Origin of the sequence: Clostridium sp. L2-50, from assembly GCF_000154245.1 — a bacterium.
Classification (GTDB): Bacteria; Bacillota; Clostridia; order Lachnospirales; family Lachnospiraceae; genus Coprococcus.
In genome coordinates, this window is the sequence record NZ_DS480328.1 from 1 (window position 1) to 16,660 (window position 16,660).

Below are 16,660 nucleotides of genomic sequence, written 5' to 3' on the forward strand. Positions count from 1 at the left end.
GTAAGTTGTGATCTTTGTTCGTTCGGTGTTCCGTACCGCGAACAGTTGATATAATACTAAATCAGACGTCAGATGTCAACACTTTTTTTGACATTTTTTGTGTTTTTTCATAATAAGTAATTTTGAGTTCTCTTATTCTCTTCTATCTGCCCGGCAAATTCTTTATCAAAGGCTGAATTCTCTTATATATAACATGTACAGTTTCATTTGGATATAATTTCATCAGATTATTATTCACAGCTTGCTTTGTTTTCGATTCCACTATAACCTGTATTATTTTCTCTTTCTGTTCAACATACTTTTTTTCTTTAAAATGTTGTCCAAAGAAGGAGCGCACCTGTGCTTCCCTTTTCTCATTATCAACAGTCTGTTTCAACTTTGTTTGTCCAGTATTGTTCTTCACCTGTTTTTCAACAGGATCCTCATTTCTTTTCGCTATATCTGCAATCTTTTTTATTTTAATTTTTCTGTTTTTCAATCCTTCTATCGCTTTATCAAAATCACTATCTTTTGAAACAATATAATATTCCGCATTTTTATTCTCACGTATAAAATTTCCTATATCAAATAATATCTGACAATCCACAGCATTTTTTATTGGTATCTGGATCTTTATATATTCAAATTCAGCCTGTGATACTTGTATCCGCCTATGCAATCCAAATGTAAGAGTTTCAGCCGCATCACTATAATATACACGGACACAGTCTTTGTCTGATAATTTTACAATTCCGTTCATCCCATCTCTGTTAACATTTTCATAATCTACAAAAAAATATCTTTTATAAATTTCTTTCTTATCTGAATCATCTCCCATATATGATTTCTCCTTCTTAAATATTTACTTCTTTACCTTTTCATATATTTTAATCCGAAATCAGTACCCGTTATTTTTTAGTTTAGCACAGTTCATTTTATCATGTAAATATTCTCCTGCTTATCGACCCACTCTTGCTAACTAATGGTTTCCTATCATAAAAAATAGTTCAGATAAAGTGCATTTATTTGTTCAATTACTGCACTTTATCTGAACTTATTACCTCTTAATTATCCATCCTGTAATTAGTTATTCTGGGTCAGATCTTCTGTCTTTGCTTCCAGCGTTGCTTTTACAGTCTTCTTAACATATTCACCTTTTTCATTTCTGTAGAATTCGATCTCGATCTCATCGCCAACCTTTCCACTTGCTATTTGGCTTTGAAGATCTGTACTGTCTGAAATATCATTTCCATCAATACCTACAATGATATCACCTGTAAGGAGTCCGCATTTCTCTGCCGGAGATCCTTCACTTACCGAATATACATATACTCCTTCCGGCATATTCAGTCCTTCTGCATATTCAGATGTGATATTTTTAACGGTTACACCAAGATATGTTGATCCTGATTTGGTTGTACTCTTGCCTGCAAGAATATCGTTGATGATATCCTGTATATCGGATATAGGAAGTGCGTAGCCCATTCCTTCTACTGTGCTGTCTACATATTTCGCTGTGTTCATACCGATCAGTTCGCCCTTCATATTTACAAGAGCACCACCACTGTTACCAGGGTTGATAGCTGCATCAGTCTGAAGAACCTTTACAGTTCCGTCATCTACACTAACTTCACGGTCAAGAGCACTGATATATCCTACTGTTACCGACTGTCCATATCCAAGTGCGTTACCAATGGCGATACATGGATCTCCGACTCTTAAGTTCTCGGATGAACCGATCGTGATCTCTTTGATCTGACTTAATGTGTCGTCCTTGATCTTCTTTAACGGAACGGTTACAACCGCTACATCATTTGATTCGTCATAGCCTTTTACTTCTGCACCGGCTGATTCACCATCTATAAATCCTGCTGATAATTCTTTTGCGTTCTTTACTACATGATAGTTCGTCAGGATATAAAGGTTTGTTTCATCTTTTCCGATTATGATACCTGAGCCTGCTCCTGACTGCTCCTGCTCATAGGTATCAAACCAGTACTGATATGTTGTTACATATGTTCCTGTTATGGATACAATGGATGGCATTACAGTTGCACTTACATCTGCTACATTGCCGTCACCGGTGCTTCCGGAGGCATTTGCATCGAGCAAAGCGGAGCTTGTAGTTGTATCTGATCCGATCTGAACCGTCTGCTTTTCTTTCTTTAAGAACTTATCGCTGCCATACCGGACACCCTGGAAGACACAGCCTGCAACCAGTCCGAAGACAACTGCCGCAGCTATAGTCGTTGCCACCTTCTTTCCTGTACTTCTTCCACCGTTTGTTTTCTTCATTTCTTTCTTAGCTTTTTTATCTGCTTTCTTCTTTGCTGAGCGTACCATTTTTTCTGATTTTTTCTTTTCCTTCTCAGCAGCTTTCTGCATCGCTTTATTAACATTTTCGGAATAACCTGTCACATTCTGCGTGGAAGCACCTGTACCCTGTGCTGTATTTCCTGAAGGATTCGTATAAGCTGATGTATAGCCGGTCTGGCTGTTATATCCTGCATGCTGATTACTGGAGTAAAATGCACCGCCAAAATACATATTCTGTCCCGGAGTTCCATGATACATGCTGTTCTGTGAGTTCTGCCGGTTATATGCATTTGTATTCTGTCCTGAACCGGTCTGTCCATATGCATTGCTGCTTCCATAGGTCTGTCTATAGGAGCTGTTCTCATTCTGCATATTCATCTGTTCAGTCGTCTGTTCGGAAGCTGTCTGTGTCTGTTCCTGTGTCTGACCTTCTGAGTCGAACTGACAATCCTGTTCTTCTCTAAAATTCTCATCCATAATCAATCATCCTTTCTTTCTATGTAACAGCAGCTTTCTTTTGTTTACTGCTCTCTTTCTTATTTACAGGTTATACTATAATCTGTAATTGTGTAAGAAGTGTGTTTTCCATGTAGAAGAAATGTGTTTTTCGTGTATAAAAAATTTGAACAACTTACATCTATTTATGCTTGACTTCATATGGAAATTGAAATACAGTTTTTAATGACAGATTACAGAATGATTTTTATGGTATACAATATTTTTACATATATTATATAGAAATTGAGGTTTTAACTTATGTTCCGAGTATGGGGTAAAATAATGAAGGATAACCACCTGGTAAAGGATACGGTTGTCTGTATAGATGATGCATCTTTGACACGAACAAAAAAGGTATATAAAGCATTAGAGGAAATGTGCTATGAATTTGATCTGGCAAAGCCGATCTGGCTGAAGAAAAATCAAAATGATTTTATTCTCCACGCAAGAACACGTTTCGATCATGATAATTTCGTAGAAGCGATCGAATTCGACTATCTGGATTTTCAGATTATTGAAGAGGATTATTAATATGTTTACTGTAAATGATATCGGGAAAAATTATAAAAAGAAAATGGTACTAAATCATATCTCCCTGCAAGTTGCACCCGGTGAATGTATCGGACTTCTGGGAATCAACGGTTCCGGAAAATCAACGCTGCTTGGTATTCTGTCCGGCGGACTCCGACAGGATCATGGCACTTATTCTTTTGACGAACCGGATAAAACGGTCAGCTTTCTTCCACAGGAAAATCCACTGATTCCGGAGCTGTCCGGTCTGGATAATCTGAAGCTCTGGTACTCCGGCAGATCTACCGAGCTAAACAGCACCTACAGCCTCTCTATCTTAAAAAGACTCGGTGTAGATGTTTTTCTCCATCAGAAGGTAAGTACAATGTCCGGTGGTATGAAGAAACGTCTGAGCCTTGCTATCTGTATGCTGGAGCAGCCGGATCTTTTATTACTGGACGAACCACTTGCTGCGTTAGATCTCCTCTGTAAAAAAGGAATTCTGGACTATCTGAAGGAATATACCGGAAATGGTGGCAGCATTATCGTTGCAACACATGAAGAAGATGCGCTCTCCATCTGTAATCGCATCTATATCTTAAAGGATGGTTTACTACAGGAAGCAAAAGGTACCGATTATGCGACCATGCTTCGTGCCTGATTCAGATTGGATGTGAATGTTCTTATGTTTTTTCGATTATTTCTAACAGACCTTAAAAGAATAAAACAGCGTTTTCTTCCGCTTGTCCTGATCACTCTCATTCTGGCAGTCGGACTCTCTGTCGTCGTTCTGCTGTCAAACCGGTTATTATATAATGAACAGACCATCGAACCGGTCAATGTCGGGTTGGTTGCCGATGCTTCTTCTCCTTATGTCAAGATGGCATATTCTATGGTAAGTGAAATGGACAGCTACCGGACTACCTGCCGTTTCATCGAGATAGCTTCCGAAGATCACGGCAGACAGATGCTTGAAAACGACGAAATCAAGGCGTTGATCATCATTCCCGATAATATCATCAACAGCATTATATACGGAGAGGACAATCCGATCACGGTCATTTATAATCAGGATGGTACTTTAGATACTTACACTCTAAATGAGGTATTCAAATCCACCTCATCAATGCTTGCTACTGCACAGGCTGCAACTACGATCATTTATCAGGGGGCATATCAAATGAGGCTTCCGGATACCGCACTAGAACAAATCGCAACGGATGCCGATAATCTCTACATGGATTATGTCTTATCCAGAACAGAGCTTTATATCAGAGAAGACTTACAGCTTACCGGAGCTTATACCCCTTATCAGTATTATATAGTATCCGGGCTGCTGCTTCTGCTGTTCTTCAGCGGAATCGTCTTTTTATCTTTTATAAAAGGGAATTCTGATACATTACGTCTTCGTCTGAAGCTTCACGGAATCACCGGAGCGCATATTATAATCAGTCAATATCTGACACTTACGATCACATTATTTATGATCTATACGATACTGTTCTTTAGCTGTATGACCGGAGGTACGATCGGTCATTTTACCCCTTTGCAGTTTCATATATCGGGATTCTTTGCCGGAATACCCGCGATCCTGTTTATCGGATTCGTTATCCTGCTGATCGGGTATCTGCCAACCGGATATTCCGGGGCATGCCTGCTGTTATTTTTGACAGCTTTCTTACTGGCTTATATCGGAGGCGGTATTGTTCCGGTCAGACTTCTGCCTGACTTCATCCAGAATTTTGCTGAACATACCCCGTATTATCAACTGTTAAACCACTTATGTAATGGTTTTTACCATTAATCGATGAAAGGACAACTGCTTATGCTGTTACGTCAATACAGAATCCTGTTAAAACGGACTTCAAAAAAATTCATCAATCTTCTGTTGCTGCTGATCATTCCGTTCACGGCATTCTATATAAAAAATCTGCCGGTGGAAGAAAAAAGCACGGTATTCATCTGTGGATATTATATGGAAGAATCAAACAGTTACCTGGCACAGGTGGAGCAGGAGCTCTCCGGACATCAGGACTGCTTTACTTTCGAGAAATGCAGTTCTATGGAGGAATTAAAGGATCAGGTTGCATCCGGGCGATATGACTGTGGATTTGCGTTTGACAATGGGTTTTCTGACGCATTTATACATGATATCAAGAACTGCCACATCCGCTTATACACTTCCCCATCTTCGATGTTCCAGGCAATTTTTTCCGAAACATTATTTGACCGGCTGTTGGATGCTTTCTCGCCGGCTATTGCCGTCAACTATCTGGAATCGAATTCTGCCACAAAAGACTTTTATCGGAGTCCTTTCCAGTCATATCTGGAAGATCAATACAGAAATTATATGAACAGTGATTCTGTCTTCCGGTTATCTGTCAATAATACAGGAGCCTATCACGGAACAACCGACCGCGTAGATCTGTTCCCGGTTCATGAATTTACCGGTTTTCTTCTGTTCTTATCTTCTCTGGTCGGTTTGCTGGTCTATCTGAAGGATCAGGATGAACACATCTATGACAGAGTATCCAAACGGAAAAGACTGCGTTTCTGTCTGACCGGTATTCTTGCTAATATAACACCGGTATGGCTGGTCAGTGTAGTTACGCTCTACTTATATGAGCAGCCGGAAGCCATCCTGCCATTTCTGTTAAAGATGTTCGGATATATACTGCTGTGTCTGCTGTTCACTTTTATCTGTCTGCTTATCTTCCGACATTATAAGCCGTTTGTATCGGCTCTTCCGGTTCTTGTAATCTGCACTTTGATCTTCTCGCCGATCTTCCTGCATCTGGAGGATTATGCGCCGATCCTGCGGTATCTGTCCTACCTCTTTCCGCCGACCTTTTTTTAGGGGAAACAAAAATAAGCTTGCCTGTAACGTTATATGATTAACTATGATGTTGTATCGTTTCTATTCGTCTCGCACAGCATATTTGTCAGCAGTCGCCCAAACTCACCCTTTCGGGTTCAAACATGGGCTTGGTGCTGACAGCCAGTGCAAGGCTCATAACGAAACTTATACAAATGTCATAGTTAATCATATAGCGTCACAGGCAAGCTTATTTTATATTTGCTTTAAATTAATTGGCGCAAAAAGAATGAGCTCTGTTTATACGAATTTCTCGCCTTTTTCGTCTATGACAGCGCGGGCTGCTGTTGCTTCCGTAATCTTTTTTTCGATCATTGTTACATCGGCGACAGGAACTGCTGTATGGAAAGTTACATCTGCACCATATTCTGTATTCTCTATACTAATCTCATTTGTTGATAAGAGATACTGTACTTTGCCGGAATCATTATAGGAGCAGGTGATATCCATAAGCTTCATGCGCTGCACCTGGTGAATGCCGGCGTCTGCAAGGGCAAGCTTAGCAGCTTCTGTATATGCCCGGACAAGTCCTCCGGTTCCAAGCAGAGTACCACCGAAATATCTTGTAACCACAATGCAGATATCTGTTACCTGATTTCCCGATATCACTTCTAATATCGGCTTTCCTGCGGTTCCCTGCGGTTCTCCATCATCTGAAAAACGATAGAGGGTATTCTCTTTTCCAATCGCAAATGCATGACAGTTGTGTCGTGCATCATAATGTTTCTTCTTGACACTTTCGACAAATGCATACGCTTCTTCTTCCGAAGAAACCGGCTGTGCATAACCGATAAATCTGGATTTCTTCTCAACGATCTCATCGGTGCCCGGTGTCAGTATTGTATTATAAGAATCTACCATGATTGTTCCTGTCTATTTCCTGTCAGTATTTGTCGATAATAATTTGCTCAGCTCATTCATAAATGTATTCACATCTTTGAATTCTCTGTATACAGAAGCAAATCTTACATAAGCTACCTGATCCAGATCCTTGATCTTATCCATAACGATCTCACCGATCGTCGTACTCTCTACTTCTTTTGCTTCCAGATTAAAGATCTCGTTCTCGATATCATCGATGCATTTGGATATCTGTTCCGCTGATACCGGTCTTTTATGGCAGGATCTTATGATACCGGATTCAATCTTCTTCCTGTCATAGGTTTCTCTGTTCTTATCCTTTTTGATTACGATAAGCGGGATCGTCTCAACCTTTTCATACGTTGTGAAACGTCTGCCACAGGCATCGCACTGTCTTCTTCTTCGGATCGAACAGCCGTCATCCGCCGGTCTGGAATCTATAACTCTTGTATCATCAACATAACAAAATGGACATCTCATGTTTTTGCCTCCGTAAATCAGGGAACATCATTTTATCCCCTCTATTCTTTCTGCTACTAACTTTTACATATTCGGGGAGGAATGTCAACTAAAATAATATCCGGCCCGATCTTTACTACATTACAGAAATCAATGCGATACTCCTCGCAAGATCCAAAGCACCAGAAAATTTTTCCCTGCTCAGGAACAATTATCGTCTCAATTCTTCCGGAGCAGGGATCAAATTCAATATCTGCAACAAAGCCAAGTCGCTGGCAGTCCTTGCAGTTTATTACTTCTTTTTCTTTTAATTCACAAAACCTCATCTATATTCCCTTTTCAACAAAATCCACCTTCCGTATCATAATATGAAACAGAGAATATATTTAGACATATAAATTATCGGTTGCACCGATCTGCCTATGAATCAGTCACAGCAGTCAGGCTCTGAATCCGCTCACATTGATCAGCTTATGATCTTGACCGGACACTTTCTGGCACATGCGCCACAATGGGTACACTTATCATAATCAATATGTGCGAGGTTCTGATCTACCGATACCGCATCAAATTCACAGGATCTGACGCAGAGTGAACAGCCAATACAACCCGCTGAACAAACTGCCTTTACTTCTTTTCCTTTTTCCTTTGAATTACATCTGACACGATGAGGGGCATCATACGGAACCAGCTCGATCAGATGTCTTGGACAGACATCTACACACTTTCCGCACGCTTTACATTTTTCCTCATTTACAACTGCAATGCCATCTATAATATCAATCGCACCGAATTCACAAACAGCCTTGCAGGAACCATATCCTGTACAGCCATATGTACAGCCCTTTGGTCCGTTATTCGGACTGTTCTGTGCAAGAACACAGGTCTTTGGTCCAACGTAATCATAAACATCCTTTGCCTTCTCACAGTCACCTGCGCATTTGACAAAGGCTACATACTTGGTGCTTGCTGTATTCTCTACGCCGAGTGCTGCACTGATTGCCTCTGCAACGGCGGTTCCTCCAACCGGACATGCAGATGGCGGCATCTCACCCTTTGCAATGGCTGCTGCAAGACCATCACAGCCGGGATATCCGCATCCACCACAGTTATTTCCGGGAAGAAGTTCCCGCACCATAACTGCCTTCTCATCTACCGGAACTTTAAACTTTTCACCAGCTACACCAAGCAGAACACCAATGATAATACCAACGCCTGCTACAACTGCAACTGCGATCAGAATTGTTGTAATATCCATAACGATCCCTCCTTATATCAATCCGGCAAAGCCAAAGAACGCTATTGCCATCAGACCTGATGTGATCAGAACGATCGGAGTACCCTTAAACGCTTCCGGAATATCACTGTATTCCAGTTTCTCACGGATACCTGCAAGGATCGTAATTGAGATCGCAAAACCTACTGCTGAACCAAAGCCATTTACAATACTCTCAAAAATCGTATATTCATTCTGCACATTCGAAAGTGCGATACCAAGAACTGCACAGTTTGTTGTGATCAATGGAAGGTATACTCCGAGTGACTCGTATAAAGACTTCATATTCTTCTTTAAGAACATCTCTACAAACTGTACCAATGCCGCTATTACAAGAATGAACACAATCGTATTCAGATAATCCAATCCCAACGGAGAAAGGATTCCATAATAAACAATACTCGTTACTGCTGAAGCGATCGTCATAACAAATATAACGGCTCCGCCCATACCGGTCGCTGTGTTTACACTCTTTGATACACCAAGGAAAGGACACAGTCCAAGGAACTGGCTTAATATTACATTATTTACGAGGGCTGCTCCAACTGCCAATAATAAAATATGCATTATTTTCTACCTCCCCTTTTCTTATTCTTTTTATCTGCAGATTTTTCATCAAATTCCTGATATTTGTTTACCTGATCTGCACTTGCAACATCCGGTCTTACAAGCTTTGATGTGTCCACCGTATCGGATTCTTCCGATACGGCTTCCGCCTTCTCTGACTCTGAAACCGGATTGTCTGTCTCTGAGAGTACAACTGCATGTGGTACTCTGTTCAGATTTACCGGGATGTGGATTCTCGGTCTGTCAGACATCTCTTTCGCCACCTGAACCGGAGTCTGCTGTACAGTTGACGCTGTTTTCTCCTGAACCGGCTGCTGCGCTGGTTGTGCTGCCTGTATCTGTGGCTCCTGTGATACCGGAACTGTCATCTCAGGCTCTGATGAAGCTGCCATCTGCGGCTGCATTGTACTCTGAGTAGCAGTCTGCTGTACGACCGGTGCCGACTGCATCTCCTGAACCGGTTGCTGCGCTGATGGTACCGACTGCACTGGTTGTGCCTGCTGTGCCTGCTGTCCTTCTTCCCGCTCTACCGGCTTCTTTGCTATCTTATCCGGGATCACAACCTTTTTCGACTGTGGTACCGGTGCTGTCGGCGTCTGTGCGACGGATGCCTTGCCGGCATTTGTCTGTGCATTAGCCTGAGTATCCTGCATTGCAGCCTTTCTTCCGGCACACATGATGTTTGCACATCCCATGCAGGCTTCCGGCTTACAGCTTACAGGGATCTCATCTCCATTTGCAAGTGCCTTTGCTGCCTTCTTCGCATTTCTCTTGTTGATCGTTGCGATGATAAAAGCAAGTACAAAGAATGCTCCCGGTGCAAGTACAAAGATTGTGATCGGCGTATATGCTGCAAGCACATCTCCGATTGCTTTTCCTGCTCCTGATGTCTTCTGAAGGAGATTGCCTTCTCCGATAATCTGAAATCCAAATACACAACCTTTTCCGATCAGCTCACGGAACATGCCGATCAGAGTAAGACCGATCGTAAATCCAAGTCCCATTCCAAGTCCATCAAAAATTGACGGAAGGACTTTATTCTTAGAAGCATAACTCTCTGCACGTCCAAGAATAATACAGTTTACTACGATCAGTGGAATATAGATTCCAAGACTGTCATTTAAGGACGGCAGATATGCCTGCATTAAAAACTGAATAACCGTTACAAAGGAAGCAATGATAACAATATAAGATGGTATTCTGACCTTTTCCGGTATCACCTTACGAAGTAGTGAGATAAACGCATTGCTTAATACCAGAATACAGGTCGTAGAAAGTCCCATACCTGCCCCGTTGATCGCTGATGATGTAACCGCAAGTGTCGGACACATACCAAGCATCTGTACAAAGGTTGGATTTTCTTTCACGATACCATTGTATAAACGTTCTGTACATTTACCCATTAGTTTGCTCCTCCTTTCAGATAATCTGCATAGGAAAGTCCTGCATTTACTGCATTTGTAACTGCATTTGTCGTGATCGTCGCACCACTTAATGCATCGATCTCCTCATCCGATGCTGCACCGGATTTTGTATATTTAAACTGTGCTACATTTTTTCCTGCAAACTGTGATTTAAACTCATCTGTATCTGCCTGCATACCAAGGCCTGCTGTCTCACTTAATGACAGGAAGGAGATACCGTTTGTAGTTCCATCCTCTGCCACACCAAGGGCAAGCTGAAGATCTCCGCCATATGCCTCATGGGATGTAATAACAAATACATAACCAAGTGCATTTCCGTCTTTATCACAGGCAATTACTGCCTCATCTATATCTGCCTTATAGCCTTTATCCGAAAGCCATGTAGCTGCAGTCTCACTGTCGAAGCCATCTACCGTCCGGAAGTTATCCGCCTCTGTAAATACTTCCCGGTATGCGTCCTCCTTTGCCTGCTGTTCTGCCTGCTCGATCGGCTTCTTTGTGATCTGCTGTACATATGCGAGCACACCGCCGGCAACAAGTGTAATGACAAGGATCGCTACCGTTGCGATCACGATAGACTTCTTATCCATCTTCTTACCGTCTGCTACCGAGCCGCCTTCTTCCTTCTGAAGCTCAGCACCCTTACCAAATGACTTCGGTTGTGTAAACCGTTCGATCAACGGAACAAGAAGGTTCGAAATAATGATCGCATAGGATACACCTTCTGCCGATCCGCCATAGATTCGGAACAGGAAGGTCAGGAGTCCAAGGATAATACCAAATACAACCTTGCCCTTCTTCGTAATAGGTGAGGTCACATAATCGGTCGCCATAAAGAAAGCACCTAACATCAGACCACCACCGCAAAGGTGCGCTGCCAGATATAATGGCTCAAAGCCCATACCGGAAGCAAGGGAATACAGGAATATAAATACAGAAAATGTTCCGATATAAACGAATGGGATGATCGGGCTGATCACCTTACGAATAATCAGATATAAACCACCGACCAACAGACAGATTGCAGATGTCTCACCGATCGTACCTGCGATTCTTCCGATAAACATATCTAATACATCTACTGTTCCGCCACTCTTTAATATCGCAAGTGGGGTCGCTGTTGTGACTCCATCATATGTAAATGTAGTCATCTTTCCCGCAAATGATATTAACAGGAAACATCTGGCTCCAAGTGCCGGATTCATAAAGTTCTGACCCAGACCACCAAATAACTGCTTCACTATAATAATAGCAAATGCGCTTCCGAGTATCGCCATCCATACCGGAACCTCCGGTGAAAGATTCAATGCCAGAAGCAGGCCTGTTACGACTGCACTGAAATCTTTTACAGTACTATTCCTGTGCAGGAGCATTTCCACACCCCATTCAAAAAAGATACAGGATGCTATACAGGTTAAGATCAGCACAAATGCTTTTGTTCCAAAATTATATACACCAAACACACTCGCCGGCAGTAACGCAATGATTACGTCCAGCATCAGGGATGATGTCGTTTTCCGATCTCTGACGTGCGGAGATGCGGAAATCTTCAATGTTGTTTCTTCCATGTCTCCACCTCCTACCTCTTCTTACTTGCCAGAATGTTCTTTCTAGTTCCTGCTATTGTCTGTGTCAGATGTCTCTTGGCAGGACATACATAAGAACAACAGCCACACTCACAGCATTCCATACCATCATGTTTTAAGAATGCATCTATATTGCCATGCTCTGCATATTTTGCAAGATCTGACGGAATAATTCTTCCCGGACAGACATCCACGCATCTTCCGCAACGGATACATGCAGATGGCTCCCAGTCCTGAACCTCATCATGTGTCATACAAAGAAGTGCCGACAGTCCTTTTACTGCCGGAACATCGAGTGAGAACATCGCTTTACCCATCATAGGTCCACCCGCAATGATCTTCTCCGGCAGCTTGCCATCCTTAAAACCGCCTGCTGCTTCTATGATCTCCCGACAGCTTGTACCATTATGAACCAGCAGATTACATGGATTAACGATAGCATCACCTGTAACCGTTACGATTCTGGTGTACAGTGGCTTACCCTCGATCACCGCTTCATAGATGGAAACGATCGTATCTGTATTATGTACGATACAGCCCGCATCTGCCGGAAGCATCTTGGAATTCACATATCTTCCTGTCGTTGCATAAATCAACTGACGTTCCGCGCCCTGTGGATATTTGGTTTTTAAGACCTTTACCTCGATCTTATCGTTATCAGCCAGATGCTCGGAGATCTTTGCGATCGCTTCCGGCTTATTGTCTTCGATCGCGATAATTCCCTTTGCTTTATCAAACAGATTTACACAGATCTGAAGTCCAAGGATCAGCTTTTCTGTCTCCTCTAACATTCTTCTGTAATCAGATGTCAGATACGGTTCACACTCCGCACCGTTTACAATGATATATTCGATATCATCTTCATTTTTCGGCGACAACTTTACATGAGATGGGAAACCTGCACCACCCATTCCGACGATACCTGCCTCCTTGATCATATCCTTGATGTCTTCTCTGTAGAGTGTAGAGAGATCTCTCACATTCTCAGAGAAATCAATCGTTTCAAATAAACCGTCATTCTCTATTACGATTGAATTTACTTTATTACCGCCATTTGTCATCCTCGGTTCGATCATTTTTACCGTTCCTGAGATTGAAGAATGGATATTTGCCGAAACAAATCCTCCCGCCTCTGCAATCTTCTGTCCTACCAGTACACGGTCGCCACGCTTTACGATCGGAACAGCCGGTGCACCTATATGCTGACTGAGCGGATAAACACACTCTCCCTTTGGAAGATATTCTCTGACAGGCTTGTCTTTTGTTAGATCTTTGCCTTCATATGGATGAATACCACCCGAAAAAGTTAATAAACCCATCTGCATACCTCTTTCTCTCGTTATTCTTATCAATTCATTCTCTGTTATCGAGAAAAACTAATCATATAATAATACTTCACAGGGTCAAAAACAACCCTAAAACTTGCCAATCTGACCGCCAACCGCCCGTATGACAAATGCTGCCGCAAGACCGATCAGAACTCCCGCGATCGTTCCGGAGACCAGTAAAAACGGAGCATATATCAGGATATTTTGATTCTTTATCACCAGATATGCAACGATAAGCTGACCGACATTATGTCCGACACCTCCAAGAATACTCGTTCCCGTTGTTGAAAAGAATCCGAGTTTAACGGAGATCCACATAAACAGCATACTGACTGCTGCTCCGGCAAGACTGTATATCATAACGGTAAAATTGCCAAATAATAAAGACGACAGGAAGATACGGAGCGCGGATACCAAAACCGCATCCGCAAGTCCAAGCTTGCACAGCACTACAATAGTTACAATATTGGCAAGTCCGATCTTGATTCCCGGTACCGCGATATCGATTCGGATAAAGGATTCGATATATGAAAACACCATTGCAACCGCAATAAACATTCCAAGCTGTGCTATCATTCCTGCGCTGTTGTGCGTCTTTTTCTGTCTCTTTCTATTTGTAGATTTTTTTTGGGAAGTTTTTTGTTTCTGGCCCATCTTTTCTTTCTATTATCCCTTTCCTGCTATACTATGAACGGATCTTATCGATTATCATATTCTGATTCCTGTCCAACATCACCTTCCACCTGAATCACCAGCTTATGCGGCAGGCAGACAATATTCTCTCCGGTCTTCGATATCTTCCCCATACGAATACATACCTGATCCGGACAGTCTGCATCTGTTACATACGCCATGCCATTCTCTATCACCAGCGTATTCGTTCCTTTTGCGGTCTGAATCTCTTTCGTGGTATCTGTATCCAGATCATATCTGCCGATTTCTTTCTGATCTACATATATAACAACCTGACTGCCTTTTTTCTGACCCAGCCGGATAACTCCATAACCAACAATTCCTAAAAGGATCATCATAAGTGCCAGAATGATATCTCTTTTTTTTATCATTTTACTTTATAGTCTCCATTTGTTATCGTGAACTGTTTTCCTGCCTGCTCTGTCATATGTATATTCTTATCCTCATCAATCAGAATCGCATCTGCGTCAAAGCTTTTTACAAGCTTAAGTGCCTGATCCACAGGAAGCAGAATACACATCGTTGATAAGGCATCACTTAATGCTCCGCTTTCACAGATCACTGTCGCTGATATCGTTCCGGTGTCTGCCGGGTATCCGGTCTTTGGATTTAAGATATGATGATACCGTTTTCCATCCTGAATAAAATACTTCTCATAATCTCCGGATGTTGATATATAGACCGGATGCTTGTCTGACCGGACTTCTATGGTTCCCATCATATCATTTTCAGTTCCTCTCGGATCTCGAATACCGATCCGGAAACCGGAACCATCCGGCTTTGTGCCGTAGCATAAGACGCTGCCGCCGACTGCCACACAAGCGCCTTCCACCTGATTTTCTTCAAGGTTTTCTGCCACCCGGTCACAGGCAATACCTTTTCCCATCGCACCGAAATCAAGGCTTAAGCCTGCTTCATCAAACAGCACATACCATGTTCCATTCTCTGAAAGATCACTTACCTGTGTCAGCTCTTTCCCCTGTTCATCTACGATATGCACTTTCGAATCGTCAACTGCCGAACAGGCTTCTTCTATCTTCTGAGTCTCCGGTACTTGCTTCTTTCCGTCTTCGATACCCCAGCAGGATGCTAACGGTCGGATCGTGAGTGCCAGCAGATCATCCCCCGCTTCGCTTACCTTCCTTTCCTGTAAGACCGCATATGCAAGGTCATAGCTTATCTCATAAGGCTCTCCTGCCTTATATTCATGATTCACACGGTATACCTCTGAGCCTTCTATCCGCCATGAGATCTGTTCACGCTCCAGTCTGCTTACACAGTCAATCACTGCATCCGCATCCTGTCTGCCCTGATCCGAATAGACCGATACCGTAACTGCGGTTCCCATGGCAAATCCGGTCGTCGTATACCCTTCTTTTTTCTGATTATCCTTTCCGGTATAAAAGATAAACGCAATTACCAGCCCGATACACAATATGCCTGATAATAATGCAAGTTTATTCTTCAAAGCATTTATTCCTCCATATATAACAGCCACTACAGGCTTAAACGCACTTTGCAAACTTATTCACAGGAACATCACCCGTGTAAATAAAAAGAGCTGTTGCCGACCACGGTTCCAGCTCTCTTTTTGTCTCTGTCCGCAAAGCTCCTCGCTCCGCAGCTTTTTCTATCCTCTGTAATATTTCAGGATCGCAGCTACATCAAAATATCTGCTTCCAAAATCTTTATAAATGGCATTCTTCGTCATCACATAGACAAATACATCACCCTGACCCTTAATTCCGTCTAAAGCAGATGGCTCGATTGCAACTGCAAAATCATCAAAGTGAAGTGCAAGTGTAAAGCCCTCTGTATAATATGTATTATACAGATTCATCACTGTGAGCTCTGTCTCCGGTGTGATCGTCATATCTGAGATCGTAAGGCTGTTACCTCTTGGAATATTCATATATACCTCAGCTTTCATTTCTTTACCGAAGGAAAGCTTTACGGATACAGGATCTTCCGTCGCACGAATGCTTTTCAGAACCTCTGCTGCTTCGGCCGGTATTGCTCCCGGTGTCTTCGTGCAGTCTACAACTTCACGTCCTGCCATATATTTCTTATCCAGAATGTTGACACATTTTACAATCTTGTTGTCATTTCCCGGATTCGGTAATATGCTGGCAACCTTGTAATAGTCTTCGTTCTCTAAGATCTCCTTGAACAATAAGCTCTTAATATCATAAAACTTTGCCAGCATTACAGGCTTGTAGTCCATGTACTTAATCGCTGACCGTATTTCATTTATATCTCTGATTTCCATTTGTATATTGTCTCCACTT

Annotated in this window: 18 protein-coding genes and 1 pseudogene; 4 read left to right on the forward strand and 15 right to left on the reverse strand. The window is 42.3% G+C overall.

What is annotated here, in order from left to right; all coding sequences use genetic code 11:
* Nucleotides 1–142: 142 nt before the first annotated feature.
* On the reverse strand, nucleotides 143–817 hold the full coding sequence (locus tag CLOL250_RS12165) for a PIN domain-containing protein (RefSeq protein WP_008402853.1): 675 nt from the start codon (nucleotides 815–817) through the stop codon (nucleotides 143–145).
* A gap of 245 nt (nucleotides 818–1,062) precedes the next feature.
* Nucleotides 1,063–2,772: a S1C family serine protease gene (locus CLOL250_RS12170; protein WP_008402854.1), complete on the reverse strand. Its 1,710-nt coding sequence runs from the start codon at nucleotides 2,770–2,772 to the stop codon at nucleotides 1,063–1,065.
* 303 nt (nucleotides 2,773–3,075) lie between these two features.
* Here CLOL250_RS12170 and CLOL250_RS12175 point away from each other — a divergent pair, with 303 nt between their 5' ends.
* Genes CLOL250_RS12175 through CLOL250_RS12190 form a run of 4 tightly spaced genes read left to right on the forward strand, consistent with a single transcriptional unit; the run spans nucleotide 3,076 to nucleotide 6,160 of the window.
* Nucleotides 3,076–3,324, forward strand: a complete 249-nt coding sequence (locus CLOL250_RS12175) for a hypothetical protein (RefSeq protein ID WP_446714958.1) — start codon at nucleotides 3,076–3,078, stop codon at nucleotides 3,322–3,324.
* A 1-nt stretch (nucleotide 3,325) separates the two neighbouring features.
* Nucleotides 3,326–3,964, forward strand: a complete 639-nt coding sequence (locus CLOL250_RS12180) for an ATP-binding cassette domain-containing protein (RefSeq protein ID WP_008402856.1) — start codon at nucleotides 3,326–3,328, stop codon at nucleotides 3,962–3,964.
* Between the two features lie 24 nt (nucleotides 3,965–3,988).
* Nucleotides 3,989–5,107, forward strand: a complete 1,119-nt coding sequence (locus tag CLOL250_RS12185) for an ABC transporter permease (RefSeq protein WP_008402857.1) — start codon at nucleotides 3,989–3,991, stop codon at nucleotides 5,105–5,107.
* Between the two features lie 21 nt (nucleotides 5,108–5,128).
* A complete protein-coding gene (locus CLOL250_RS12190; RefSeq protein WP_044946181.1) occupies nucleotides 5,129–6,160 on the forward strand; it encodes an ABC transporter permease in 1,032 nt (343 codons plus the stop codon).
* A gap of 258 nt (nucleotides 6,161–6,418) precedes the next feature.
* Here the strand turns inward: CLOL250_RS12190 and CLOL250_RS12195 are convergent, their stop codons facing one another.
* The 13 genes and pseudogenes from CLOL250_RS12195 to CLOL250_RS12250 all read right to left on the reverse strand — a co-directional run bounded on the left by CLOL250_RS12195 (nucleotide 6,419) and on the right by CLOL250_RS12250 (nucleotide 16,641).
* A complete protein-coding gene (locus CLOL250_RS12195; RefSeq protein ID WP_008402859.1) occupies nucleotides 6,419–7,039 on the reverse strand; it encodes a YigZ family protein in 621 nt (206 codons plus the stop codon).
* A gap of 12 nt (nucleotides 7,040–7,051) precedes the next feature.
* The gene (nrdR, locus tag CLOL250_RS12200) at nucleotides 7,052–7,519 is read right to left on the reverse strand and encodes a transcriptional regulator NrdR (protein WP_008402860.1); all 468 of its coding nucleotides are present in this window, start codon (nucleotides 7,517–7,519) and stop codon (nucleotides 7,052–7,054) included.
* A 56-nt stretch (nucleotides 7,520–7,575) separates the two neighbouring features.
* A complete protein-coding gene (locus CLOL250_RS12205; protein ID WP_008402861.1) occupies nucleotides 7,576–7,824 on the reverse strand; it encodes a YlmC/YmxH family sporulation protein in 249 nt (82 codons plus the stop codon).
* Between the two features lie 140 nt (nucleotides 7,825–7,964).
* Entirely contained in the window at nucleotides 7,965–8,756 is a 792-nt protein-coding gene (locus tag CLOL250_RS12210; protein ID WP_008402862.1) for an RnfABCDGE type electron transport complex subunit B, read from the reverse strand.
* A 12-nt stretch (nucleotides 8,757–8,768) separates the two neighbouring features.
* Complete coding sequence (locus CLOL250_RS12215) at nucleotides 8,769–9,341, reverse strand: electron transport complex protein RnfA (RefSeq protein ID WP_008402863.1); 573 nt, start codon at nucleotides 9,339–9,341, stop codon at nucleotides 8,769–8,771.
* The gene (gene rsxE, locus CLOL250_RS14430; RefSeq protein WP_008402864.1) at nucleotides 9,341–10,744 is read right to left on the reverse strand and encodes an electron transport complex subunit RsxE; all 1,404 of its coding nucleotides are present in this window, start codon (nucleotides 10,742–10,744) and stop codon (nucleotides 9,341–9,343) included. Before rsxE ends, CLOL250_RS12215 begins: the two co-directional genes overlap by 1 nt.
* The gene (locus tag CLOL250_RS14275; RefSeq protein WP_243104387.1) at nucleotides 10,744–11,355 is read right to left on the reverse strand and encodes an RnfABCDGE type electron transport complex subunit G; all 612 of its coding nucleotides are present in this window, start codon (nucleotides 11,353–11,355) and stop codon (nucleotides 10,744–10,746) included. Before CLOL250_RS14275 ends, rsxE begins: the two co-directional genes overlap by 1 nt.
* Before the next feature lie 42 nt (nucleotides 11,356–11,397).
* Nucleotides 11,398–12,333: pseudogene (locus CLOL250_RS14280) on the reverse strand (RnfABCDGE type electron transport complex subunit D); the annotation flags it as partial.
* 11 nt (nucleotides 12,334–12,344) lie between these two features.
* The gene (gene rsxC, locus CLOL250_RS12230) at nucleotides 12,345–13,670 is read right to left on the reverse strand and encodes an electron transport complex subunit RsxC (protein WP_044946183.1); all 1,326 of its coding nucleotides are present in this window, start codon (nucleotides 13,668–13,670) and stop codon (nucleotides 12,345–12,347) included.
* 96 nt (nucleotides 13,671–13,766) lie between these two features.
* Entirely contained in the window at nucleotides 13,767–14,255 is a 489-nt protein-coding gene (locus CLOL250_RS12235; RefSeq protein ID WP_274922290.1) for a Gx transporter family protein, read from the reverse strand.
* Nucleotides 14,256–14,377: 122 nt separating this feature from the next.
* A complete protein-coding gene (locus tag CLOL250_RS12240; RefSeq protein ID WP_008402868.1) occupies nucleotides 14,378–14,743 on the reverse strand; it encodes a NusG domain II-containing protein in 366 nt (121 codons plus the stop codon).
* Nucleotides 14,740–15,840 (reverse strand): FAD:protein FMN transferase, encoded by a 1,101-nt coding sequence (locus CLOL250_RS12245; RefSeq protein ID WP_044946185.1) that lies wholly within the window; start codon nucleotides 15,838–15,840, stop codon nucleotides 14,740–14,742. The genes CLOL250_RS12240 and CLOL250_RS12245 overlap by 4 nt, the downstream gene beginning before the upstream one ends.
* Before the next feature lie 162 nt (nucleotides 15,841–16,002).
* On the reverse strand, nucleotides 16,003–16,641 hold the full coding sequence (locus tag CLOL250_RS12250; protein ID WP_008402870.1) for a hypothetical protein: 639 nt from the start codon (nucleotides 16,639–16,641) through the stop codon (nucleotides 16,003–16,005).
* Nucleotides 16,642–16,660: the final 19 nt, after the last annotated feature.